Raw genomic sequence first — 22396 nt, forward strand, 5'->3', positions numbered from 1 at the left:
GTTAAGCCTGTTTTTAGCGTGATGATCGGTGTTTTTTACAAGGGCTGCAACTGGTGTTGTGCCACTTTGCCCAGGTCGCGCCGGTAGTAGCGCAGCGCCAGCAGCAAGGTGCCCAGCTGCAGCGCGCCGCCGGCCAGCGCCAGGACCAGCAGGGCGTCATTGAGGCCGAAGCGGTTCGACAGCAGGCCCGCCAGCACGGGGCCGGGCACGGAGCCGAGCAAATGCAGGGTGACGACGGCGCAGGTGGCGGAGAAGGGGCGGAAGGCCGGGTGCACGAGTTCCTGCGTCATCGCCAGCGGTCCCGTACCGGCGGCCGAGACGACAAAGGCGCCCGCGATCACCAGGCCGTACTGCCATGCCAGGCCCTGCACGATGCCGAAGGCGCTGCCCAGCATGGCGGTGGCGGCCAGCGAGGCGGCGATGGGGAACAGCAGCTTGGCCAGTTCGTTGCGGCGGTTGTAATGGTCCATGACCCAGCCACCGAGCGGCACGCCGACGATCGACAGCAGCATCACGCCGCTGGTCATGAAGGATGCCTGCTGCACCGGGATATCGTGGAAGCGGTTCAGGTAGGTGGGCAGGAAGAATACGGCCGGCACCCATTGCAGGGTGCCCATGGCCGCGCTCAGGTAGGCGAACACCAAGGACGGCGTGCCGGCGATGACGGCCAGGCGGCCGCGCAGCGCCGGTTCGGCGGGGGATTTGGCGGCAATCTGGCGCACGCTGACGGTCTGGTAATCCTGGCCGCGGTACAGCCACACGGCGATCAGCAGGCCGGGCAGGGCCATGATGCCCAGCGCGTGGCGCCAGCCGTAGTGCGTGGCGACATAGCCGCCCAGTGCCACGCCCAGCGCCATGCCGATCGGCTGCGCGGAGGAGAACAGGCCCAGGGCCAGCTGGCGCCGGCGCTTGGGGAAGGCGGCGCTGATCCAGGTGTAGGCAACTGGCGCGTAGCCCGCCTCGCCGGCCCCCACCAGGGCGCGGCTGGCGGCCAGCTGCGTGACGCTGCCCGCCAGGCCGCCGGCGGCCGACGCCAGGCTCCAGACGACGCCCATGATGCTGGCCGTCTTGACGCGGCTCCAGCGCTCGATGGCGATCGAGGCGGGAAACGCGCACAGCACCATGCCCAGGGTCAGGATGGAACTGAGCATGCCGGCAGTGGCGTCCGTGATGTGCCACTCGGCCTTGATGGCGGGGATCAGCGCGGCGAGGATCATGCGGTCGGCGAAGTCGAACACCATCAGCAGGCAGAGCAGGCTGAAAGTCTGCGCCGTGCGGCGCCGGCCGAACAGGTAGTCGTTCGCTGGCGTGGCGGCAGGGGGCGATGCTGGCGCTGGCGGCGTCGCGGGCAGGACGGCGGCGCTCATGCTGCCAGTCCCAGTGGCCGGGCCAGGCCCAGGTGTTCGCGCAGGGTATGGCCGCTGTATTCGGTGCGGAACAGGCCGCGCCTTTGCAGTTCCGGGATCACCAGGTCGACGAAGGCTTCCAGGCCATGCGGGAAAGTGGGCGCGAGGATGTTGAAGCCGTCGGCGGCGCCGTTCTCGAACCATTCCTGCAGCTGGTCGGCGATGGAGGACGGCGTGCCCCAGATGACGCGGTGGCCGCGTGCCCCGGCGGCGCGCTGGTAGACCTGGCGCAAGGTCAGCTTGTCCTTTTTTGCCATGTCGATGAACAGCTGCACGCGGCTTTGCCAGCCTTCGCCCAGGGGCAGCTCGGGGAACGGTTCGTCGAGCGGATATTTGCTCAGGTCGACGCCCGTCAGTCCCGACAGCAGGCCCAGGCCGATGACAGGGTCGATCAACTCTTGCAGCTGGTCATAGCGGGCCTTGGCCTCCTCCTCGGTGGCGCCGATGATGGGCATCACGCCCGGCAGGATCAGCAATTCGTCGTTGCCGCGGCCGTGCTGGGCCAGGCGGGCCTTCAGACCGCTGTAGAAGGCTTGCGCGCCGGCCAGGGTCTGCTGCGCCGTAAACACCAGTTCGGCCGTGGCGGCCGCCAGTTCCTGGCCATCCTCGCTGGAGCCGGCCTGTATCAGCACGGGATAGCCCTGCACGGGACGCTGCGATTGCAGGGCGCCGCGCAGCTTGAAGTATTTGCCTTCGTGCTCGAGGACTTTCAGCTTGGCCGGGTCGAAGAAATTGCCGCTGGCCTGGTCGAACAGGTAGGGGTCATCGCCCAGGCTGTCCCACAGGCCCTTGACGACATCGACATATTCGCGCGCGCGCTGGTAGCGCTCCGTGTGCGGCACTTGCGCGGACAGGCCGAAGCTCTTCGCCTCCCAGTCGGTGCCCGAGGTGACGAGGTTCCAGCCGGCGCGCCCGCCGCTGATATGGTCGAGCGAGGCGAACTTGCGCGCCAGGTGGAACGGGTGCAGATAGGTGACGGAGGTGGTGGCGACCAGGCCGATATGCTCGGTGGCGCCGGACAAGGCAGCCAGCAGGGTCAGCGGCTCAAAATAATAGGGCAGGGCGGCGCGCGCCAGCAGCGCGGGCGGGCCTTCGGGAAAGCCTACCGTGTCGGCAAAGAAGATGGCGTCGAACTTGCCCCGCTCCGCCACGCGCGCCAGGTGCTTCAACGGCTCCAGCCGCGTTGCTTCTGCCGGGTCGACATCGGGATGACGCCAGGCGGCAATGTGATGCCCGACACCCTGCAAAAATGCCCCCAACCGCATTTGTCGCTTGCTACTGCTCATGAGCCGTTCCTTGAAAGAAATGAATACAGGCCCAGAGCGTAGCTAGAGTGTTAACTTTGACGAACGAATATAAGTGGATATGGATATGCGTTTCCTCCACCTCCACGCCTCCTTCAGAGGCCAGCAAGACGCAGGCCACTGACCGCATCCCGTCCACGACCGTTCAAACGTGCGCGAATACAACAGAATGTGTTGTATCGTGCGCTCCCGCGCCAGTGCGCAGGTGAATTTCTTGCGCGACAAAAAGCGTGGATGCGGCTGCGGTTTGATATGCTGAGGGACAAGAATCGCCCGATGCGCCGCTGGCTTTTAAACAAAGGATGAATATGCGCCTGAACTCTCTTCCCGGCCGCCGTGCCGCCATCGCGTGCGCCGTGGCGCTGTGCTCGTCCATGGCTGGCGCTGCCAACCCGCTCGCGGCCCTCAGCAATCAGGAAGCCAGCAGTGGCCTCAAGGCGGCGCTCGATGCGGGGTCCGCCGCCGCCGTGGCCAAGCTGGGTGTCGAAAACGGCTTCCTGAACAATGACAAGGTCAAGATCAAGCTGCCGGGCATCCTGGAGCAGGCCAAGCCTCTGCTGAAGATGACGGGGCGCGGCCAGCAGCTGGACGACCTGGTGGTGTCGATGAACCGCGCCGCCGAATCGGCCGTGCCCATGGCCAAGCCCTTGCTGCTCGATGCGGTGAAATCGATGAGCGTGACGGATGCCAAGAATATCCTGTCCGGCGGCGATACCTCGGTGACGGACTTTTTCCGCCAGAAGACGTCGGCGCCATTGGCCGTCAAATTCCTGCCGATCGTAAAATCCGTCACGGACCGCTCCGGCCTGGCCAGCAAATACAACAGCACCATGAGCCAGATCGGCAAGACGGGACTGGTGCCGCAGCAGCAGTCGACAGTGGAAGGCTATGTGACCGACCGCGCGCTCGATGGCCTGTACCTGATGATCGGCGAGGAAGAAAAAGCCATCCGCAGCAATCCGTTAGGCTATGGCAGCAAGATTATCGGCAAAGTCTTCGGTAGCTTGAAGTGACTGTTTTAGCGTCTTGCAGTCCTGCAGGCAGCGTGGGCGCAGTGTGGAAAGGTGTGGCGCAAGGGAAACAAGTTAAGCATTTGCTACAAGAAAACAATGTTAGAATTCTGCGACATAAATTCCTGAGGCCATGGTGAATACACTAGTGAATACATTAGTGGCCGCTTGGGAATGCCCAGTTTTTAGCGGCGAACCGATGCGTGGCATGAAGCAATGCCCGTCGGTTGGCCTTTTTTCGTTTTATTCACGTTCCATCAGGCTCGTTGACTTTCTGAATACATTGTCAGGAATTCCAGGTGCAGGAAATTTTAGGTAGCCGGATTTGTTAAGCGTACTCAGAAAATCAATCAAATATACCTGGTGTGGCTGTCTGGTGCTTGGCGCGCCCGCGGCGATGGCGGCGACGCCGAATCATGGCGGCCAGTCGGGCTATATCAACATGCCCAGCGCCGTGGTGGAAACGGACGGTACCTTCAGCGTGGGCTATAGCTACGATAGCCCGTATGGCCAGTTGTGGGCGACGGCAAATATCCTGCCTTTCCTGCAGATGACGGGGCGCTATGTGTCGATCACGGGCATTCCCGGCTTTACCAATGTGCCGGGTGAATATGGCAGCGGCTATGGCCGCTACAAGGATAAAGTCGTCGACGGCAAATTGCGCCTGTGGACGGAAACGGAATGGATGCCGTCCGTCGCTGTCGGCATGACGGACCTGTTCGGCACCGAGTTGTTCAAGGGGCAATATGTTGTTGCCACCAAGACCTTTGGTGCCAGCAAGAATATTGAAGCGAGCCTGGGCTATGCCCACAAGCGTCCCGATGGCGTATTTGCCGGCGCACGCTGGACCCCGACGGCATTGCCGCGCTGGTCGGTGGTGGCCGAGTACGATACAACCAATTACTTGCGCGACTTCCGCGCCAGCGAAACGAATGCGGGCAAGCGCCGCAAAGGCGCTTCTGTCGGCCTGGAATACCGCTGGGGCTGGCTTGCCTTGCAAGCGGCACGCAACCGCGACCAGTTCAGCGTGAACGCGTTCATCAGCATTCCGTTTGGCGAGCGCGAGTTCATTCCCAAGGTGTATGAGCCGCCGTATTTCGTCGACGACAAGAATCCACCGCCGCTGCCCAGCAAGGCAGAGTGGCACCGCGACCCTGTTTACGGCGCCGACTTGGTGAATGCCCTCGTGAAGCAGGATTACAAGAATATCCGCGTCGAGCAGGAAGGCAATGTCCTCAGCCTGAGCCTGACCAACAGCCGCATCTCGAACATGGGCCGCGCCGTTGGCCGTGCCGCGCGCACGGCCGTCGCCTTCACGCCGCAGGGCGTGACCACCCTGCGCATCACGTATACCAAGCTGGACCAGCCGATTGCCACCTACGAATTCTTCGACCTGCCCAAGCTGAACGATTACCTGGCAGGCAGGATCGACCGCAAGGCGTTCCTCGATGTCGTGCTGCTGCGCTATCCGGAAAAGAGCGATGTCATCCGCGACGAGCAGCAAGGCTGGCTGCAGGAATTCCTCGACAAGCCGGCACCCGTCGTGGCCGCCGCACCTGTTGCCGTACCGGCGCCAGTGCCTGCCGTCACTGCTGCCACTGCCGCGCCCGACCTGGCGGCGGCCACCAGTGCGCCAGCCGCTTCCGCTCCACCGCCTGCCAAGGCCGCCGACGTCCTCAAGGATGACGGCAAGCTGGCCGTCGGCGTCGGCGTGGATGGCGACGTGGTGCAAATCAAGTCGCTGGACCGTGAAGCGAACCGTTTCAAGATCGCTCCCAAGGTCGGCTTCTTCTTCAATGATCCGAGTGGCGCCTTCCGCTATTCGATTTCGGCAGTCGCCAACTATGACCGCCGCCTGGGCGATGGCCTGTACCTGAACAGCGCCGCCAGCCTGCAATTGCTGGAAACGGTGTCGGGCGTCAAGCAGCCATCGAACAGTAACTTGCCGCACGTGCGCACGGATGTGGCGGAATACCTGCGTGGCGGGCGCTTCTCCTTGAGCCGCGTCTTGCTGAACAAATACGACAATCCCGCCGAACGCGTCTATACGCGTCTGTCGGCCGGCTTGTATGAGGACATGTTCCGCGGCGCGGGCGGCCAGGTACTGTACCTGCCGAAGGACAGCCGCTGGGCAGCCGACCTGGCCGTCGACGCCTTGCAGCAACGTGGCTACAAGGGCTTGCTCGATTCGCGTGACTACAAGACGGTGACGGCGATCGGTTCCCTGCATTACCGCTTGCCGCACGACATTACCGTGACGGCCCGGGCCGGCCGCTTCCTGGCTAAAGACACGGGCGTGCGCGTGGAGTTCAAGCGCCGCTTCCAGTCCGGCATCGAAGTGGGCGCCTGGTACACGCATACCAACGGCAACGACATTACCAGCCCGGGCACGCCATCGAAGCCCTACCAGGACCGGGGCATTTTCCTGTCCGTGCCGCTGAACAGCATGTTGCCTATGGATACGCAATCGACCGCCGGCTTCGCCATCGCACCATGGACGCGCGACGTGGGCCAGATGGTGGCCTCGCCTGGCGACCTGTACGACATGTTCGAGCGCCCGCGCGCCGACATGCATAGCTACGATGGCCTGGGCAACTTTGCCGAGCGTCCAGACGAACAGCACCTGCCTGCCGTCAATCCACCGGACCGGCCATTCGTCAGCCCATGGCCAGCCATGCGCGCGCGCCTGGAACAATCTGCCTCCGCTACGCCTAGCGTCCCTGAATGGCTTAAGGCGACGGCGGTGGTCGGCGGCGTGGTGGTCGCTTCCGCGCTGGCCGACAAACCGGTCGACCGTTTCGTCAAGAAACATGAAGATTCCAAGGTCTACCGCAACTGGGACAAGCTGGGCAAGGCCATGCCCTACGCGGCAGTGGGTGCGGCCGCGGCTGCCTTCGCCCTGGGCGATGACCGCATGCAAAATACGGGCTTGATTTCGCTGCAATCCGTTGCCGCGGCAACGGGCGTGGCGGTGGCCGGCAAATATGCATTTGGCCGCGCCCGCCCAGAGGAAGACCTCGGGGCGTGGAGCCGTGTCGGCAGCGGCAGTTCCCGCTCGAATTCCTCATTTCCTTCCGCGCATGCGGCCATCGGCTTTGCCGCCGTGACGCCATTTGCCAAGGAATACGATGCGCCATGGCTGTACAGCGTGGCGGCCGTGGGTTCCGCCGGCCGCGTCTTTGGCCGCAAGCACTGGGTCTCGGACACGGTGGCCGGCGGCATTATCGGCTATGCCATGGGCAGCTGGTTGTGGCACGCGCAGCGCGACCAGAGCAAATCGGGCCTGTCGATCACTCCCGGACCGAAGGAAATCAGCGTGACCTGGCAGGGCAAGTATTAAGCGCGCATGGCGCTCCCTTTACTCATATAACACTCATCCAGACAAAGACCAGCATGAAAAAGCAACTTCGTACTTCCCCGCCTTTCGTGAAACATGTGATTTTCTCGGCTTGCCTGCTGGCCGCAAGTTCTGCCTATGCCGTCGGGCAGGACTTTGGCGCCGGCGACGCGTCGCGCGCAGATTTGTCCCGTGCGCAATCGAACGACTTGGGTGGTAGCAGCTTGCCCAGCATTCGTAGTGGCCGCAGCGATGCACGCCAGGCAAAAAGCCTGGCTGCGAATAATCTGAGCAAGCAGGCCGCGGCGGATGCCAAGGTCGGCGCTTTCGAAGAGTATGTCGATGGCGTGACAGGCAAAAAATTGGGTATCTTCGGCAAGGAACTGTTCAGCGACGTGCCATCCACCTTTGCACCGCTCGATGGCGTCCAGGTGAACCAGGAATACGTGATCGGCACGGGCGACGAGTTGCAGGTACGCGGCTGGGGCATGGTCGATATCGATGTCAGCGCCACGGTCGATCGCAGCGGTGCGATTTTCATTCCACGCGTCGGTTCCATCAAGGTCAGCGGTGTGCAATACAAGGACTTGCAGGGGTACTTGAAGAAGGCGATCAGCAAGATCTACACCAACTTCGACCTGACCGCCAGCATTGCGCAAACGCGTGCTGTGCAAGTGTACGTGGTCGGCCATGCCGTGCGTCCAGGCACGTATACCCTCAATTCCATGAGCACCCTGCTCAACGCCCTGTTTACCTCGGGCGGACCGGACGCCACCGGCAGCATGCGCAATATCCAACTCAAGCGCGGCAAGGATACCGTCAGCACCTTCGACCTGTATGACATGCTGGTCAAGGGCGACAAGAGCCGCGATGTCACCTTGCGTGACGGCGACGTGATCTATATTCCTGAAGTGGGCCCGCTGGTGGCCCTGACGGGCAGCGTAAAACAGCCAGCCATTTTCGAGTTGAAAGGCAACGCGACGTTGGCTGATGTGATGAGCTGGGCCGGCGGCTTCGATTCGGCGGCTGAAACCAAGCAGGTGGTAGTTGAAAAGAACATCGAGAATCAATACAAAACCGTGCTGGAACTGGTGGCCGACAAGGGCATCTCCAGCAATCAGCTGGCCGGCATTGCCGTCAAGCCGGCCGATATTCTGCGCGTGTTTGCACCCGGCGCCGTACCGGTCCAGGCACAGATCCAGAATGAATACGTGCGCGTCGCCGGCGAAGCCAAGCAGAGCGGCATTTTCTTGTTGAAGAAAGGCGAAACCCTGCGCGAGCTGATCGCCCGTGTCGGCGGCGCCAATGAAAACGGCTACCTGTACGCGACACAGCTGAACCGCGAATCCGTGCGCCGCGCCCAGCAAATCAAATTGAACCAGGTGGCGGACCGTTTCGAGCGCGATCTGGAATCGAACGCCACCCAGCGCATGGCCGCAACCGGCGACAAGGAAAGCGCGGCAAAAACTGCGGCAGAAGCGGAGCAACAACGCCGTATCGTGCAAAAACTGCGCACCGTCAAGGCGGAAGGCCGCATCGTTCTCGATTTGCCAGGCGTCGACACGCAGGTCAAGAATCTTCCCGACCTGCCGCTGCAGGACGGCGACTCCATCCTGATCCCACGCCGCCCCGGCACGGTGGATGTGCTGGGCTCGGTATTCCAGCAAAACGCCTTTGTGTATCGTCCACAGCGCACGGTCAACGACTATGTGCAGCAAGCCGGCGGCATGACCTCCACGGCGGATAAGTCGGAGATGTACGTGATCCGTGCGGATGGCACGGCGCAGAGTGGCCAGGGAACGGGCTGGTTCAGCGGAATTGGCGGCACGGCGTTGAATCCTGGTGATACGGTCGTCGTGCCGGAGAAGATCGAGCGCAGCACGTTCATGCAGAGTCTGAAGGATTGGACGGCTATTTTCTATCAGTTTGGCTTGGGAGCCGCTGGCTTGAAAGTGCTGAAAGACTAGACAGAATTTATCTGGTGAACGTACAAATATTTTCTTTGATTATATTTGTTGAAAAAATTTCCAATCATGTCGAATTTTTGCTGAAAAATATTCTGGTTGAATATTATTTAAAATGAAATCGCAAGATGGAAATTGAAAATATGGATAAAAATAATGATGACTGATAAGAATGATTTTCCGAATAATCAAGCGCAGGCTGAGGCGCAAAGCGACGAAATTGGTTTGCTTGATATAGCGATTATTTTGGCAAAAAACAAAAGAAATATATTGCTGGTGACATTTTTTGCAATGCTGGTTGCGGTGGGAGTTTCGCTTTCTGTTTCCAATAAATATACTGCAAAGACTCAGGTATTGCCGCCACAGTCGAATTCCGGATCAAGTGCTTTGCTTGGGCAACTGGGCGCGTTGAGCGGATTGGCTGGTGGTGCATCGGCTCTGAAAAATCCAAATGATATTTATATAGGCATGTTAAACAGTCGGACTGTTGCAGACAATCTGATTAAACGTTTCAATTTGATGTCCGTGTATGACGTGAAATTTGCAACCGAAGCACGTAACACTCTTCAAAGAGCCAGTAGTATGGTAAATGGAAAAGACGGATTGATTTTTATTGAAGTCACCGATGAAGATCCAAAACTTGCGGCCAGCTTGGCGAATGCTTATGTAGAAGAACTTCAAAAACTGACAAAATTGCTGGCAGTGACTGAAGCATCGCAACGTAGATTGTTTTTTGAGCGGCAGTTGAAGCAGTCTAAACTGGAATTGGCCGATGCAGAAGTCGCGTTGAAACAGGTACAGGAAAAAACGGGCTTAATCAAACTGAACGAACAGGCCGAGGCGATTATTCAGGCTGCCGCTGCTCTTAAGGCGCAAATCGCAGCGAAGGAAGTTGCGCTTGGGGCCATGCGAGTCTTTTCTACAAGTAATAATCCAGAGTATATAAAGATACAACAGGAATTGATCGGATTGCGAGCTCAATTGAGCAAGCTGGAAACAGGGATGAATACGGGTAAAGGCGATATTTCGGTTGCCACCAGTGCAGTTCCTGAATTGGCGCTGGAATATACCCGTCGGGTGCGTGATGTGAAGTATCAAGAAACAATTTTTGAAATGTTGGCTAAGCAGCTGGAGATTTCTAAGGTTGATGAGGCTAAAGAAGGTTCAATATTGCAAGTGCTGGATAGTGCGGTTGTGCCTGATAAAAAATCAAAACCGGCACGCGGCGTGATAGTCATTTTTACAGGGTTTTTAGCCGCGATTTTTGCCATATTCTGGGCTTTTTTGTCGGAAGCTTTCAGGAGTTCAAAAAGCAATCCAAGGAACTTGGAAAAATTTGAGCAATTTAAAATGTTTTGCAAATGGAAAAAAGTAAAATAAATTTAGATTTTTATTTATTGATTTTCATTTTGAGATTAATTAAATTATAGGGTTTCATGAAATGAAGGCAGTCATCTTGGCGGGTGGTTTGGGTACCCGTATTAGCGAAGAAACTTCCACCAAACCAAAACCGATGGTTGAGATAGGTGGAAAACCCATTCTTTGGCATATCATGAAAAGTTATTCCGCTCATGGCGTCAATGAATTTATCATTTGCTGCGGTTATAAAGGCTATGTCATCAAGGAGTATTTCGCCAATTATTTCTTGCATACATCGGATGTGACGTTCGATATGCAGAATAATCAGATGGAAGTACATGCTCGCAATGCCGAGCCGTGGAAAGTCACGTTGGTCGATACCGGTGATGAAACCATGACGGGCGGCCGCCTGAAGCGCGTCAAGCAGTATCTGGAAGGTGAAGAGGCATTCTGTTTCACGTATGGCGATGGTGTCAGCGATGTCAACATTACGGAATCGATCGCTTTCCACAAAGCGCATGGCAAGCTCGCGACCTTGACGGCGACCCAGCCGCCTGGTCGTTTTGGTGCATTGATTTTGGATGGTCAGAAAATTAACAGTTTCCAGGAAAAACCACAGGGCGATGGCGCCTGGATCAATGGCGGTTATTTCGTGCTGTCGCCCAAAGTCATCGACTACATCGCCGAAGACAGCACCACGTGGGAAAAACAGCCATTGGAACGCCTGGCTGAAGAGGGGCAACTCGACGCCTTTTTCCACCGCGGCTTCTGGCAACCGATGGACACCCTGCGCGACAAGGTACACCTGGAAGAGTTGTGGCAATCGGGCAAGGCGCCCTGGAAGGCGGCTTGATGAATCCCGCATTCTGGCAAGGGAAGCGCGTCTTCCTCACCGGGCATACCGGCTTCAAGGGTGGCTGGCTGAGCCTGTGGCTGCAGCAGCTTGGTGCAGATGTGACCGGTTACGCGCTGGAAGCGCCCACCACGCCCAGCCTGTTTGAAGTAGCCAATGTAGCGCAAGGCATGCAGTCGATCATCGGTGACGTGCGCGATGGCGTAGCGCTCAAACGCGCGATGGAGGCCGCCCGCCCGGAAATCGTCATCCATATGGCGGCCCAACCGCTGGTGCGTTATTCCTATGTAAATCCGGTGGAAACCTACGCTACCAATGTCATGGGCGTGGTAAACCTGCTGGAAGCCGTACGCGCCACGCCAGGCGTGCGCTCGGTTGTGAATGTTACCAGCGACAAGTGCTACGAAAACCGCGAATGGCCCTGGGGTTACCGCGAAAATGAGGCCATGGGTGGCTATGACCCGTACAGCAATAGCAAGGGTTGCGCCGAACTGGTAACGGCAGGCTACCGCAGTTCTTTTTTTAATGCGGACAAATATGCTGAGCATGGTATTGCCCTGGGCAGCGGCCGCGCTGGCAACGTCATCGGCGGTGGCGACTGGGCGCTGGATCGGCTGATCCCGGATATGTTGCGCGCCATTGGCGCCGGCGAGCCGGTCATGATCCGCAATCCCCACGCCATTCGCCCGTGGCAACACGTGCTTGAGCCGCTGAGCGGTTATCTGACGCTGGCGGAGAAACTGTACACGGAAGGCCCCGTGCATGCCGAGGGCTGGAACTTCGGCCCGCACGATACTGACGCCAAGCCCGTCGAATGGATCATCGAGCGCATGACGCAAGAGTGGGGCGCCGGCGCCTCCTGGTCGCTCGATGGCAAGGACCATCCGCATGAGGCGACCTATCTGAAACTCGATTGTTCCAAGGCACGCGGCCAGCTGGGCTGGCATCCGCGCTGGGACATTGGCCAGACCATCGCCAAAATCGTCGAATGGCATAAAGCCTGCGACCAAGGCGCCGACATGCGTGCAATGACGCTGGCGCAAATCACTATTTATCAAAATACTTAACAAATTGAAGGCTGTATCATGAGCGAACAACTGACCCAACAACAAATCCGCGAACAAATCGCTGCCCTGGTTGCGCAATATGGTGCACTGGCCAGCGTGCCAAAGCCATTCGAACCGGGCGTGACGGTGATTCCACCGGCCGGCAAAGTCGTTGGCGCGCCTGAGATGGGCCTGATGGTCGAAGCCTCGCTGGACGCCTGGCTGACTACCGGTCGCTTCAACGACGAATTTGAAAAACGCCTGGCCAAGTTCATCGGTGTCGAGTTCCTGATCACGGTCAACTCCGGTTCGTCGGCCAATCTGGTGGCCTTCTCGGCGTTGACCTCGCCAAAACTGGGCGCGCGCGCCATCCAGCCAGGTGACGAAGTCATCGGCGTGGCAGCGGGTTTCCCGACCACCGTCAACCCGATCCTGCAGTTTGGCGCCGTGCCCGTCTTTGTCGACGTCGAGCTGGGCACCTATAACATCGATGCCTCGAAAATCGAAGCGGCCATCACGGACAAGACCAAGGCCATCATGCTGGCCCATACCCTGGGTAATCCATTCAACCTGGAAGTCATCGTCGCGCTGTGCAAGAAATACAATCTGTGGCTGGTGGAAGATTGCTGCGATGCCCTGGGCGCCACGTACAACGGCCAGATGTGCGGCACCTTTGGTGACATCGGCACCATGAGTTTCTATCCTGCGCATCACATCACGATGGGCGAGGGCGGCGCGGTCTTTACCAACAATCCGGAGCTGAAAGCCATCGCCGAATCGTTCCGCGACTGGGGCCGCGACTGCTATTGCGCGCCGGGCAAGGATAACACCTGTGGCCAGCGTTTCTGCTGCAAGCTGGGCACGCTGCCGGAAGGCTACGATCACAAGTACACCTACAGCCACCTGGGTTACAACCTGAAGATCACCGACATGCAGGCGGCATGCGGCCTGGCGCAGATGGACCGCGCGGCCGGCTTCGTGCAGGCGCGCAAGGACAACTTCGCCTACATGAAAGATGGCCTGAAAAACTGTGAGGAGTTCCTGATCCTGCCGGAAGCGACGCCGAATTCGGACCCATCGTGGTTCGGTTTCCCGATCACCATCCGTCCGGAAGCGAATGTGGACCGCGTCAGCCTGCTGACGTTCCTGGATCAGCATAAGATCGGTACGCGCCTGCTGTTCGCCGGTAACCTGACGCGCCAGCCATATATGATCGGCCGTAACTATCGCGTGTCGGGCGAACTGACGAATACGGACCGTATCATGCACGATACCTTGTGGATCGGCGTCTTCCCGGGCTTGACCAAGGAAATGATGGACTTCTCGATCAGCAAGATTGAAGAATTTTTTGGCGTTAACTTCTAAGAAAGTACCAGCATGTCTACACCCGCCAAGCCCGCTGCCGCCGTCAATGCGCTCAAAGCCAAACTGGCCGCCGGCCAGGCGGTGCTGGGCGTGTGGTCCATCATTCCTTCACCGGTGGTGGTGGAAATCTTTGCCCTCGGTGGCATGGATTTTGCCATTCTCGACATGGAACATGGCATTTTCGATGTCAGCGGCCTAGATGGCTGCATCCGCGCCGTCGAGGCGGCCGGCGGCGTGCCTCTGGTGCGCGTGCCGGGGGTCAACCCGTCGGCCGCGCAATGGGCGCTGGATCTGGGCGCGCATGGCATCATCGCGCCGCAAGTCAACAACGCCGCCGAAGCCGATACCGTCGTCAAGATGGCCAAGTATGCGCCGCGCGGCACGCGCGGCTATAACCCGTTTACCCGCGCGGCGCAGTATGCGAATCCGCCGGACAACCGCTCAGGAAAACTCAGCAACGACTTTTCTCTGACCTGCGTCATCATCGAAAGCGAAAGCGCGCTGGCCGATATCGATTCCATCTGCGCCACGCCCGGACTCGACGTGGTCTACATGGGCATTTATGACCTGGCGGTGGCGCTCGGTTGTGATGGTGATACCCGCCATCCGCGTGTAACCGCCATCGTCGACAGCTCGATCAAGCGCATCCGTGCCGCCGGCAAAGCCGCCGGCATGATGGTGCGCAGCCAGCAAGACATCGCCGCCGCCCTGGCGCTGGGCGCCAACTTCCTGGTCTACGCCGTCGATACCTCGATTATCCGCGATGCCGTCGTGCGTGCGGTCACCTCGTTCGACCAGGAACAGCGCACATTTTTAGCACTCGACAGTGCAACAGATCATATGGAACCGACATGACAATCCGCGTAGCCGACTACATTGCCTCGCGCCTGCTGGAACAAGGCGTCAAACACATTTTCCTGCTCAACGGCGGGATGATGATGCACCTGGTCGATACCCTGGGCCGCGAAGGTGGCCTCGGTTATATCCACCACCATCACGAACAGGCCAGCGCGATGGCCGCCGACGGTTACGCGCGCCGCAGTGGAGAACTGGGCGTCTGCTATGCCACCAGTGGTCCGGGCGCGACCAATATCCTGACCGGCCTGGCTGGCGCCTGGCAAGACAGCACGCCGCTGCTGTTTCTGACCGGCCAGAGCAAGAGTACGCAGACCATCCATGGTTCCGGCATCTCCGGCCTGCGCCAGTTCGGCACCTTCGAAGTCGATATCGTCCCGATCGTGGCATCCGTTACGAAGTATGCGCAGCTTGTCATGGATCCAAAGACGATCCGCTATCACCTGGAAAAAGCGCTGTACTTGGCGCAAACCGGCCGGCCTGGCCCGGTATTGCTGGACCTGCCGCTTGATGTGCAGGGCGCGCTGATCGATCCTGAAGAACTGGCCGGCTATGTTCCCGAGCCGCTGGCCCTGGCGCCTGCCGCGGACAGCGTGGCCGAAGTCCTGGCCTTGCTGCAAGGCGCGCGTCGGCCGCTGATCCTCGCCGGCTATGGCGTGCGCTGTGCGAATGCCGTATCGCAACTGCAACAATTGGCCGAGCAGCTTGGTATTCCCGTTGCGACCAGCCAACTGGGCAAGGATGTCATGTATTTCGATCATCCCCTGTTCGTCGGCCATCCGGGGCCGAAAGGCGACCGTGCCGGCAATTTTTCCGTGCAGAGCGCCGACGTCATTCTCAGCATCGGCTGCAGCCTGCATGGCCAGACGACCGGCTGGGAAAGTGAGCTTTTCGCGCCATCCGCCGTCAAGATCCAGGTCGAGCTCGATGCGGCCGTGATCGCCCGCGGCCAGGTCGGCGTCAGCCATGCGATCCAGGCCGGCAGCCTGGAATTCATCGAGGCGTTGCTGGCCGTTTCGGCCAACACGACTGCGCCCGATTGGAGTGCGTGGCGTGCTTGTACCCTGTCGTGGAAGGAGCGCTACCCGGTCAGCTGCGAGGCGCATGAACACAATGGCGCTGTCAATTTCTACCATTTCGCCGAAGAACTGAGCCGCATGCTGGCCGACGATGCCTGCGTGGTTGCCGACGCGGGTTCGGCTTTCTATGTGATGGGCCAGGCGCTGCGCGTAAAAAAAGGCCAACGCTTCATTTCCTCAGGCTCCATGGGCGCGATGGGCTTTGCCTTGCCGGTAGCTAATGGCGCCGCCACCACGGGCGCCGCCGGTCCGACCGTTTGTGTCACCGGCGATGGTTCCTTGATGACCAACGTACACGAACTGTCGACGATGAGCCATTTCGGGCTGAACGTGAAGTTGTTCGTCATCAATAACGACGGCTATGTATCGATGCGCAATACCCAGCGCGACTTCCTCGGCGCCCACTATGTCGGCGCTGACAGCCGCAGCGGCGTATTTATCCCGAGCATGGAGTCGATGGCGGCCAGCTATGCGCTGCCGTTCGTGCGCTGCGAGCGCGAGGAAGACTTGGCGGCCACGCTGGCACAGGTGATGGCGATGGACGGTCCGGTGCTGTGCGAGATCGTCGCACCGCGCGACCAGAAGATCATCCCGGCCGTGGTATCGGTCAGGCTGCCGGACGGACGCATGCGTTCGAGCAGCATCGACAGCATGTTCCCGCACCTGCCGCCCGAGGTCCAGGCGCGCGAAATGGAACAGGCGGCGGCGTTATGAAACACGTAGCCATTCTTGGCGCCAGCAGCCAGATCGCCAAGGACCTGATACGCTTGATGGCTCTGCAGGAAGATACCCGCTTGCAATTGTACGTGCGTGACCTGGCGCCGGCGCAGCAGTGGCTGGAGCAGCTCGGCTTGGCCGCGCGCTGCCCGCTGTATCTGTATGAAGAGTACGGCCAGCATGCGCACGACGCCGTGATCAATTTCGTCGGTGTCGGTGATCCGCAACGCGCAGCCAAGATGGGCGCATCGATCTTCGGCATTACCCAGCAGTACGATGACATGGTGATGGCCGGGCTGGCGCAGCATCCGCAGCGACGCTACATTTTCCTGTCGAGTGGCGCAGCCTACGGCAGCACCTTCCTGGAGCCGGCCGGTCCATCGACCCAGGCCGCTATTTCCATCAATGCACTAACTCCGCAAGAGTATTATTCGGTTGCCAAACTTTATGCTGAATGCCGCCACCGGGCCCAGCCTGAATTGGCTATCACCGATATTCGTGTATTTAATTGTTTCAGCCGTACGCAGAACATGGCTGCGCGTTTTTTTATTACCGATATCGTGCGCGCCATCCGCGACAATACGGTGCTGCAGACGTCACCGGACTACATGGTGCGCGACTTCATGCATCCGGAAGATTTTCACCAACTCGTCAACTGTATCCTGAATGGGCCGCCGCACAACGGTCCAATCGATTGCTATACTCGCGCTCCGGTCGACAAGCCAGCCTTGCTCGAAGCGATGAAACAGCAATTTGGCCTGCAATATGAATTTGTCGGCACCGCCTCCAATGTGGTGAACGCCACTGGCGCCAAGCCACATTACTATTCGCTGAACCGGCAGGCGGCGGAATTGGGCTACCTGCCTGCGTATTCCTCCCTCGAGTGTATCGCGAAGGAAACTGCCAGCATTCTCTGCCGAGATCCACAATAGAGACGAGCAGCCCGCCATGCCGGGCTAGCTATTTAATGTAAGCAATAAAGATCAAAATTGAACGGAATGAAATGACACAGAAAAGCAAAGTAAAGGTCGGTATTATTGGTACCGGCAATATCGGCACCGACCTGATGGTCAAGATCATGCGTTCCGAATGGCTCGAATGTACCTTGTTCGCCGGTCGTAACTTCAGTTCGGCAGGCATGCAAAAGGCCAACGAACTGGGCGTGCATATTTCCGACCGCGGCATCGACGCCATCGTGCAAAACCCGGATATTTGCGACATCGTGTTCGACGCCACCTCGGCACACGCGCACCATGAACACTGGGCTATTCTCGACAAACTGGGCAAGACTGTCATCGACATGACCCCGGCCAAGTTGGGCGCCTTGTGCATCCCTGCCATCAATGCCAAGGAAGCCTTGGACAGTGGCGCGCGCAATATCAACATGATCACGTGTGGCGGCCAGGCATCGATTCCGATTGCCAATGCGATTGCCCAGGTTCATCCGGACATCGGCTACATTGAAGTGGCATCGAGCATTTCGTCGCGCAGTGCGGGTCCGGCCACGCGCCATAACCTTGATGAGTACATTGATGCGACCGAGCAGGCGCTGCAAAAGTTTTCCGGCGCGGCGCGCTGCAAGGCCATCCTGATCCTGAATCCGGCACGTCCGCCGATCGACATGCAGACTACTATTTATGCGCAAATCGAAAATCCGGACATCGACAAGATACGCCTTTCGGTCGAAGCAATGGTAAAGAAAATCAATGCTTATGTTCCTGGTTATAGAATGATCGTTAATCCTACGATTGACGGCAACCGCGTGATCGTGACTATTAAAGTGGTGGGTGCCGGCGACTATTTGCCGCCGTACGCCGGTAACCTCGATATCATCAATTGCGCTGCCATCGCCATAGCGGAACAGGTAGCTGAAATCAAATTGCGTAAGGAGCAAAATAATGACTAAAAAAGTACTGATCACCGATCCTACCCTGCGTGACGGTAATCATGCAGTACGCCATCAGTTGACCGCCGAGAATGTTGCGAATTACTGCCGTGCCGCCGAAGCCGCTGGCGTGCCGATCGTGGAAGTCGGCCATGGCAATGGCCTCGGTGCGTCGTCGATGCTGATCGGCGAAGCTGCGTTGAGCGATAGCGACATCCTGGCGGTGGCACGTGAAAATCTGAAAAATTCGAAGTTGGGCATCCATTCGATCCCGGGTTTTTGCACCATCAAGAAAGACCTGGTCAAGGCCATCGACGCTGGCGTGGACGTGTTTCGCATCGCTTCGCATTGTACCGAAGCCGATACCACCGACCGTCATATTGGTTATATCCGCCAGGCCGGCAAGCAGGTGTTCGGCGTGCTGATGATGAGCCATATGGCAACGCCTGAAGTACTGGTCGAAGAAGCCAAGAAGATGGAGTCGTATGGCGCCGAAGGCCTGATCATCATGGATTCGGCCGGTGCCTATTTCCCTTCCGACGTCACCGAGCGCATCTCGCGCCTGGTCGATGCACTGTCGATTCCGGTCGGCTTCCATGCCCATAACAATCTGGGCATGGGCGTGATCAATTCAGTGACGGCAGTCAATGCCGGTGCATCGATGATCGATGCCAGCATCTACGGTTTTGGCGCCGGTGCCGGCAATGCGCAACTGGAAGTGCTGATCGCCGTATTCCAGCGCCTCGGCATCGAGACCGGCATCGACTTGTACAAGATACTCGACGCTGCCGGACTGGCTGCCAAGGAATTTGTGACGACAATTCCGACGATTTCGTCGCTGAGTATCGTCAGCGGTCTGGCCGGCGTGTTCTCCGGCTTCGCCAAGCCGGTAGACCGTGCCGCCAAGGAATACGGTGTCGATCCACGCGATATTTTCTTTGCGCTCGGCAAGCGCAATGCCGTGGCGGGACAGGAAAGCCTGATTTTTGAAGTGGCGCAGGAACTGGCCGCGCAAAAGGCGGCCGCATGATGAGCGACCTTTCCTCGAGTTTCTCGAAGGACTGTCTGGCCGCGTCGACCAATGCCGACGTACGGGCAGCCTTGCGCGGTCAACGCATCGCCGTCACTGGTGGCAGTGGCTTCCTGGGCAGCTGGCTGGCTGAAATGGTCGCCGCGCTCAATGACGAATACCGGCTTGGCATGACGCTCGACCTGTATTCACGTAGCGCGGCCGACTGGGCCAAGGCCAATACGCGCTTGTCGACGCGCGGCGATATTCATACCGTCGTGCAAGACGTGCGCTCGCCATTCGCCTTCCATCCGGATACCACGTATGTAGTGCATGCTGCCGGCATCCCTGACAACCGCGTGCACGCCTCCGACCCATTGCGGGTGTTCCAGACCACGGTACAGGGCACCGCCCACGCGCTGGATGCGGCGACGCAGTTGTCCGGTTTGAAACGGTTGGTCAATCTCAGCTCTAGCCTGGTCAACGGCACCCCGTACCGGACCGGCGCGATCGCCGAGACGGATAATTTCCCGGTACCTGCAGGGCAGTTGCACAACGTCTACCGCGATGCCAAACACGCTGCAGAAAGCCTGTGCGCGACCTATCGGAGCCAGTTCCGCCTGCCTGTCAGCACCCTGCGCCCATTTACCTTCCTGGGGCCGTATCAGGAGCTCGATCGTCCTTGGGCGATCAATAACTTCATGCGTGACATGTTGTTGGGCAGCGAGATTCGCATGCATAGCGATGGTTCAGCGCGGCGCAGCTACCTGTACGGCAGCGATGCGGCCTGGTGGACCTTGTCCGCCCTGGTGCACGGTGTCGATGGCCAGACCTATAACCTGGGTAGCGCCGAGCCTGTGTCGCATCTGGAATTGATCAAACTGATTGAACGTGCTGCCAACAAGACTGCCAAATGTGTGTTTGGCAATGTTGCGACGGAACGTAAAACCCAGGACGATCTGTACCCGGATCTGGTCAAGAGCAACAAGAGCCTGCATGTCGAGCAGACATGCTCGCTGGAGCAGGCTGTAGGAAAGACATATCACTGGTATGCGCGCAAAAGCACATGAGTTTGTGAAAAAGAAAAGTAATTAACAGTTTCAAAGTCATGTTAAAAAAAGTAATTTCTGCATTAAACAGGCGGAATTTTTTAGAAACCGGCGCTGTGATTGGATTAAGGTTTTTTTCAATCGGCGTCGGTTTCGTTTTTATAAAAATTTATACGAATAATCTTTCTACTGAACAGATCGGGAAATATTTTTATCTGATGACGCTTTCATATGTCATGAATGCGCTCATTTTTGTTCCAGTTGATTACTATTTGCAAGCCAGACTGGCGTTGCACGGGAAAGAAATTCCTGTGACGGCGCTCTACAAGATCAATAAAATCGTCTGTCTGATGGCATTGGGGTTATGCGTAATGTTTTGCATGCCGCTGCTGTATCTTGGAAAAATTCATCTATCCGATATATTCGGCATTTATGTAACTGCACTATTGGTTTATTTATGTAATTTTTCCAGAGGATTGCTCAATAACCGTGGTCACAAGATATTTGTCGTGTGTATGCTGGTTTTCGAAGGGGTAGCAAAAGTCGGGCTGTTCATTCTGGTCCACAGTCTTGTTGTGGCAACTGCCGGCGTATTACTGTATTCATCAGTGATGGCATTGTTTCTGGAAGTATGCATCATCGTGCTTTATAGCTCCAGAAAAATTGCTTACAGCTGGCTTGACGAAGGGATCGAGAACTACAAAACGGTTTTTCGGAAATCATATGCTCTGTCGGTTGGTGCTATTTGTAATCTTGCGCAATTGCAATCATACCGATTGATGTATGTATGGGCTGGTGTTCCGGCGACGGCCGCAATTTATGTGGTTGTGACCAACCTTGGCAGTGCGGGCATGCAGGCGATTTCATCCGTCTATTCTCAGATATTCTTGCCGAAAATTTATGCCAGCAAGGGGCAGTTCACGCTGAGGTATATTAGAAATGCCTTGATTCTTGCATTGATTGCCATGCTGGGTGCTGCGCTGACCGGGAAATATTTATTACTGTTTTTGACTAAAAACGATTATGTGGAATATGCTCAGGCCATCGGTTTTGGTGTGCTGGTTGAGGCCGGAAATCTGGTGATAGGTGCTGCAACGGTGCATCTAATGTTGAATAACGCAGCCAAGGTAATGATATTTTGCAATGTTTTCGCATCGGCGTCGTCCATGATCGGTGGATACCTGGCGATGCATTATTGGCCGCAAAATTCGTTTGCGATCGGTATACCTATTGCGTTGTCGCAAATATTCATAGCTGTTTTTCTTATTTTGCATATTGTCGGTTTACAAAGAGAAAAAAAACAAGGAACGAAATGAAATTTTGTAATAAGTTAACTTTTGTTATTTTTACCTTCAATGAAGAAAAAAGAATTGAACGAGTGTTGCGCAACTTGACGGGGTGGGGACATGTTCTGATTGTTGACAACCACAGTACCGATGCCACCAGTGAGATCGCTGAAAAGTATGGTGCAAAGGTATTTCCGAACAAAAATATAGGATGGGTTGAAGACGAAGATACGGTCGCGCTGATCAAGCAAACAGTCAAGACGCCATGGATATACTGGGGATTTGCTGATGAAATGCTCGATAGCGAAACATTGATGAAGATAGTCGATGGAATTGGTTCAGATAAATACAAGATCATTAATCTGGCCAGAAAAAATTTTTATTATGGAAAATTTTGTCACGATGCCTACGCGGACAGATTAAATCGTGTGTTCATGAAAGAAGCGCTTGATTTTACTGGGAATAAAATCCATTCCTTTGGAAAACCAACGGTGCCGGAGGCCGAAATTTATTATGTCCCGGCAAATAAATATTTTGTTCGGCATTTTATTTCAAATACGGCAAAAATCTACATTGCTACAATTGACAGGTATACCGACATCGAATCACAGCGTAGTGCATTCAGTGGAAGCCTCAAGCTTTTTGCCCGTTTGGGCAAAGCATTTCTGAAAAATTATCTGTTAGGCGGTGGATATAAGGCGGGCAGGCCTGGATTATTTTTTGTTTTGCAGATGATGTATTATCAATGCATTTTGTCGATGAAAACATATGAGAGACAATTTCATCTGGATGTCGAGAATATTGAAAAAATAAACAATGTCGAGCGCGAGGAAATTTTGAAAAGCCAGAATAAATAGAAATAATCAATAAAA

Annotated in this window: 17 protein-coding genes; 15 read left to right on the plus strand and 2 right to left on the minus strand. The window is 57.1% G+C overall.

What is annotated here, in order from left to right:
• Nucleotides 1-35: 35 nt before the first annotated feature.
• Together ACZ92H_RS08150 and ACZ92H_RS08155 are read right to left on the minus strand one after the other, a co-directional pair.
• Nucleotides 36-1367 carry an MFS transporter gene (locus tag ACZ92H_RS08150; protein WP_465048939.1) on the minus strand — a complete coding sequence of 444 codons (1332 nt, stop codon included), beginning with the start codon at nucleotides 1365-1367 and terminating at the stop codon, nucleotides 36-38.
• Complete coding sequence (locus tag ACZ92H_RS08155) at nucleotides 1364-2692, minus strand: LLM class flavin-dependent oxidoreductase (RefSeq protein ID WP_131373357.1); 1329 nt, start codon at nucleotides 2690-2692, stop codon at nucleotides 1364-1366. The genes ACZ92H_RS08150 and ACZ92H_RS08155 overlap by 4 nt, the downstream gene beginning before the upstream one ends.
• Nucleotides 2693-3018: 326 nt before the next feature.
• On the opposite strand from ACZ92H_RS08155, the gene ACZ92H_RS08160 reads away from it, so the two are divergent.
• The 15 genes from ACZ92H_RS08160 (at nucleotide 3019) to ACZ92H_RS08230 (ending at nucleotide 22381) form a co-directional block, all read left to right on the plus strand.
• Nucleotides 3019-3723 carry a DUF4197 domain-containing protein gene (locus tag ACZ92H_RS08160; RefSeq protein ID WP_131373358.1) on the plus strand — a complete coding sequence of 235 codons (705 nt, stop codon included), beginning with the start codon at nucleotides 3019-3021 and terminating at the stop codon, nucleotides 3721-3723.
• Nucleotides 3724-4096: 373 nt separating this feature from the next.
• On the plus strand, nucleotides 4097-7060 hold the full coding sequence (locus ACZ92H_RS08165; protein ID WP_465048940.1) for a YjbH domain-containing protein: 2964 nt from the start codon (nucleotides 4097-4099) through the stop codon (nucleotides 7058-7060).
• Nucleotides 6970-9024: an SLBB domain-containing protein gene (locus tag ACZ92H_RS08170; protein WP_465052354.1), complete on the plus strand. Its 2055-nt coding sequence runs from the start codon at nucleotides 6970-6972 to the stop codon at nucleotides 9022-9024. Before ACZ92H_RS08165 ends, ACZ92H_RS08170 begins: the two co-directional genes overlap by 91 nt.
• Nucleotides 9025-9177: 153 nt before the next feature.
• Nucleotides 9178-10401 carry a GumC family protein gene (locus tag ACZ92H_RS08175; RefSeq protein ID WP_465048942.1) on the plus strand — a complete coding sequence of 408 codons (1224 nt, stop codon included), beginning with the start codon at nucleotides 9178-9180 and terminating at the stop codon, nucleotides 10399-10401.
• Nucleotides 10402-10462: 61 nt separating this feature from the next.
• Nucleotides 10463-11233 (plus strand): glucose-1-phosphate cytidylyltransferase, encoded by a 771-nt coding sequence (rfbF, locus tag ACZ92H_RS08180; protein ID WP_465048943.1) that lies wholly within the window; start codon nucleotides 10463-10465, stop codon nucleotides 11231-11233.
• Nucleotides 11233-12300, plus strand: a complete 1068-nt coding sequence (gene rfbG / locus ACZ92H_RS08185; RefSeq protein WP_465048944.1) for a CDP-glucose 4,6-dehydratase — start codon at nucleotides 11233-11235, stop codon at nucleotides 12298-12300. Before rfbF ends, rfbG begins: the two co-directional genes overlap by 1 nt.
• A gap of 18 nt (nucleotides 12301-12318) precedes the next feature.
• Nucleotides 12319-13644 carry a lipopolysaccharide biosynthesis protein RfbH gene (rfbH, locus tag ACZ92H_RS08190; RefSeq protein ID WP_465048945.1) on the plus strand — a complete coding sequence of 442 codons (1326 nt, stop codon included), beginning with the start codon at nucleotides 12319-12321 and terminating at the stop codon, nucleotides 13642-13644.
• A 12-nt stretch (nucleotides 13645-13656) separates the two neighbouring features.
• A complete protein-coding gene (locus tag ACZ92H_RS08195) occupies nucleotides 13657-14499 on the plus strand; it encodes an HpcH/HpaI aldolase family protein (protein WP_465048946.1) in 843 nt (280 codons plus the stop codon).
• Nucleotides 14496-16292: a thiamine pyrophosphate-binding protein gene (locus ACZ92H_RS08200; RefSeq protein ID WP_465048947.1), complete on the plus strand. Its 1797-nt coding sequence runs from the start codon at nucleotides 14496-14498 to the stop codon at nucleotides 16290-16292. Before ACZ92H_RS08195 ends, ACZ92H_RS08200 begins: the two co-directional genes overlap by 4 nt.
• Nucleotides 16289-17227, plus strand: a complete 939-nt coding sequence (locus tag ACZ92H_RS08205) for an NAD-dependent epimerase/dehydratase family protein (RefSeq protein ID WP_465048948.1) — start codon at nucleotides 16289-16291, stop codon at nucleotides 17225-17227. The genes ACZ92H_RS08200 and ACZ92H_RS08205 overlap by 4 nt, the downstream gene beginning before the upstream one ends.
• A gap of 71 nt (nucleotides 17228-17298) precedes the next feature.
• A complete protein-coding gene (locus ACZ92H_RS08210; protein ID WP_465048949.1) occupies nucleotides 17299-18201 on the plus strand; it encodes an acetaldehyde dehydrogenase (acetylating) in 903 nt (300 codons plus the stop codon).
• Nucleotides 18194-19210, plus strand: coding sequence for a 4-hydroxy-2-oxovalerate aldolase (dmpG, locus tag ACZ92H_RS08215; protein WP_465048950.1), 1017 nt, complete (start codon nucleotides 18194-18196; stop codon nucleotides 19208-19210). Before ACZ92H_RS08210 ends, dmpG begins: the two co-directional genes overlap by 8 nt.
• Complete coding sequence (locus ACZ92H_RS08220; RefSeq protein WP_465048951.1) at nucleotides 19207-20259, plus strand: NAD-dependent epimerase/dehydratase family protein; 1053 nt, start codon at nucleotides 19207-19209, stop codon at nucleotides 20257-20259. Before dmpG ends, ACZ92H_RS08220 begins: the two co-directional genes overlap by 4 nt.
• A gap of 38 nt (nucleotides 20260-20297) precedes the next feature.
• Nucleotides 20298-21554 (plus strand): lipopolysaccharide biosynthesis protein, encoded by a 1257-nt coding sequence (locus tag ACZ92H_RS08225; RefSeq protein ID WP_465048952.1) that lies wholly within the window; start codon nucleotides 20298-20300, stop codon nucleotides 21552-21554.
• Nucleotides 21551-22381, plus strand: a complete 831-nt coding sequence (locus ACZ92H_RS08230; RefSeq protein ID WP_465048953.1) for a glycosyltransferase — start codon at nucleotides 21551-21553, stop codon at nucleotides 22379-22381. Before ACZ92H_RS08225 ends, ACZ92H_RS08230 begins: the two co-directional genes overlap by 4 nt.
• The last annotated feature ends 15 nt before the right edge of the window (nucleotides 22382-22396 follow it).

The organism is Janthinobacterium foliorum (assembly GCF_978021625.1).

What these genes read in the sequence shown, in the direction of transcription:
- rfbG (WP_465048944.1), top strand. Translation starts at nt 11,233, where the DNA reads ATGAATCCCGCATTCTGGCAAGGGAAGCGCGTCTTCCTCACCGGGCAT.
- ACZ92H_RS08210 (WP_465048949.1), top strand. Translation starts at nt 17,299, where the DNA reads ATGACACAGAAAAGCAAAGTAAAGGTCGGTATTATTGGTACCGGCAAT.
- ACZ92H_RS08230 (WP_465048953.1), top strand. Translation starts at nt 21,551, where the DNA reads ATGAAATTTTGTAATAAGTTAACTTTTGTTATTTTTACCTTCAATGAA.
- ACZ92H_RS08150 (WP_465048939.1), bottom strand. Translation starts at nt 1,367, where the DNA reads ATGAGCGCCGCCGTCCTGCCCGCGACGCCGCCAGCGCCAGCATCGCCC.
- rfbF (WP_465048943.1), top strand. Translation starts at nt 10,463, where the DNA reads ATGAAGGCAGTCATCTTGGCGGGTGGTTTGGGTACCCGTATTAGCGAA.
- dmpG (WP_465048950.1), top strand. Translation starts at nt 18,194, where the DNA reads ATGACTAAAAAAGTACTGATCACCGATCCTACCCTGCGTGACGGTAAT.
- ACZ92H_RS08220 (WP_465048951.1), top strand. Translation starts at nt 19,207, where the DNA reads ATGATGAGCGACCTTTCCTCGAGTTTCTCGAAGGACTGTCTGGCCGCG.
- ACZ92H_RS08175 (WP_465048942.1), top strand. Translation starts at nt 9,178, where the DNA reads ATGATGACTGATAAGAATGATTTTCCGAATAATCAAGCGCAGGCTGAG.
- ACZ92H_RS08160 (WP_131373358.1), top strand. Translation starts at nt 3,019, where the DNA reads ATGCGCCTGAACTCTCTTCCCGGCCGCCGTGCCGCCATCGCGTGCGCC.
- ACZ92H_RS08200 (WP_465048947.1), top strand. Translation starts at nt 14,496, where the DNA reads ATGACAATCCGCGTAGCCGACTACATTGCCTCGCGCCTGCTGGAACAA.
- ACZ92H_RS08155 (WP_131373357.1), bottom strand. Translation starts at nt 2,692, where the DNA reads ATGAGCAGTAGCAAGCGACAAATGCGGTTGGGGGCATTTTTGCAGGGT.
- ACZ92H_RS08225 (WP_465048952.1), top strand. Translation starts at nt 20,298, where the DNA reads ATGTTAAAAAAAGTAATTTCTGCATTAAACAGGCGGAATTTTTTAGAA.
- ACZ92H_RS08205 (WP_465048948.1), top strand. Translation starts at nt 16,289, where the DNA reads ATGAAACACGTAGCCATTCTTGGCGCCAGCAGCCAGATCGCCAAGGAC.
- rfbH (WP_465048945.1), top strand. Translation starts at nt 12,319, where the DNA reads ATGAGCGAACAACTGACCCAACAACAAATCCGCGAACAAATCGCTGCC.
- ACZ92H_RS08195 (WP_465048946.1), top strand. Translation starts at nt 13,657, where the DNA reads ATGTCTACACCCGCCAAGCCCGCTGCCGCCGTCAATGCGCTCAAAGCC.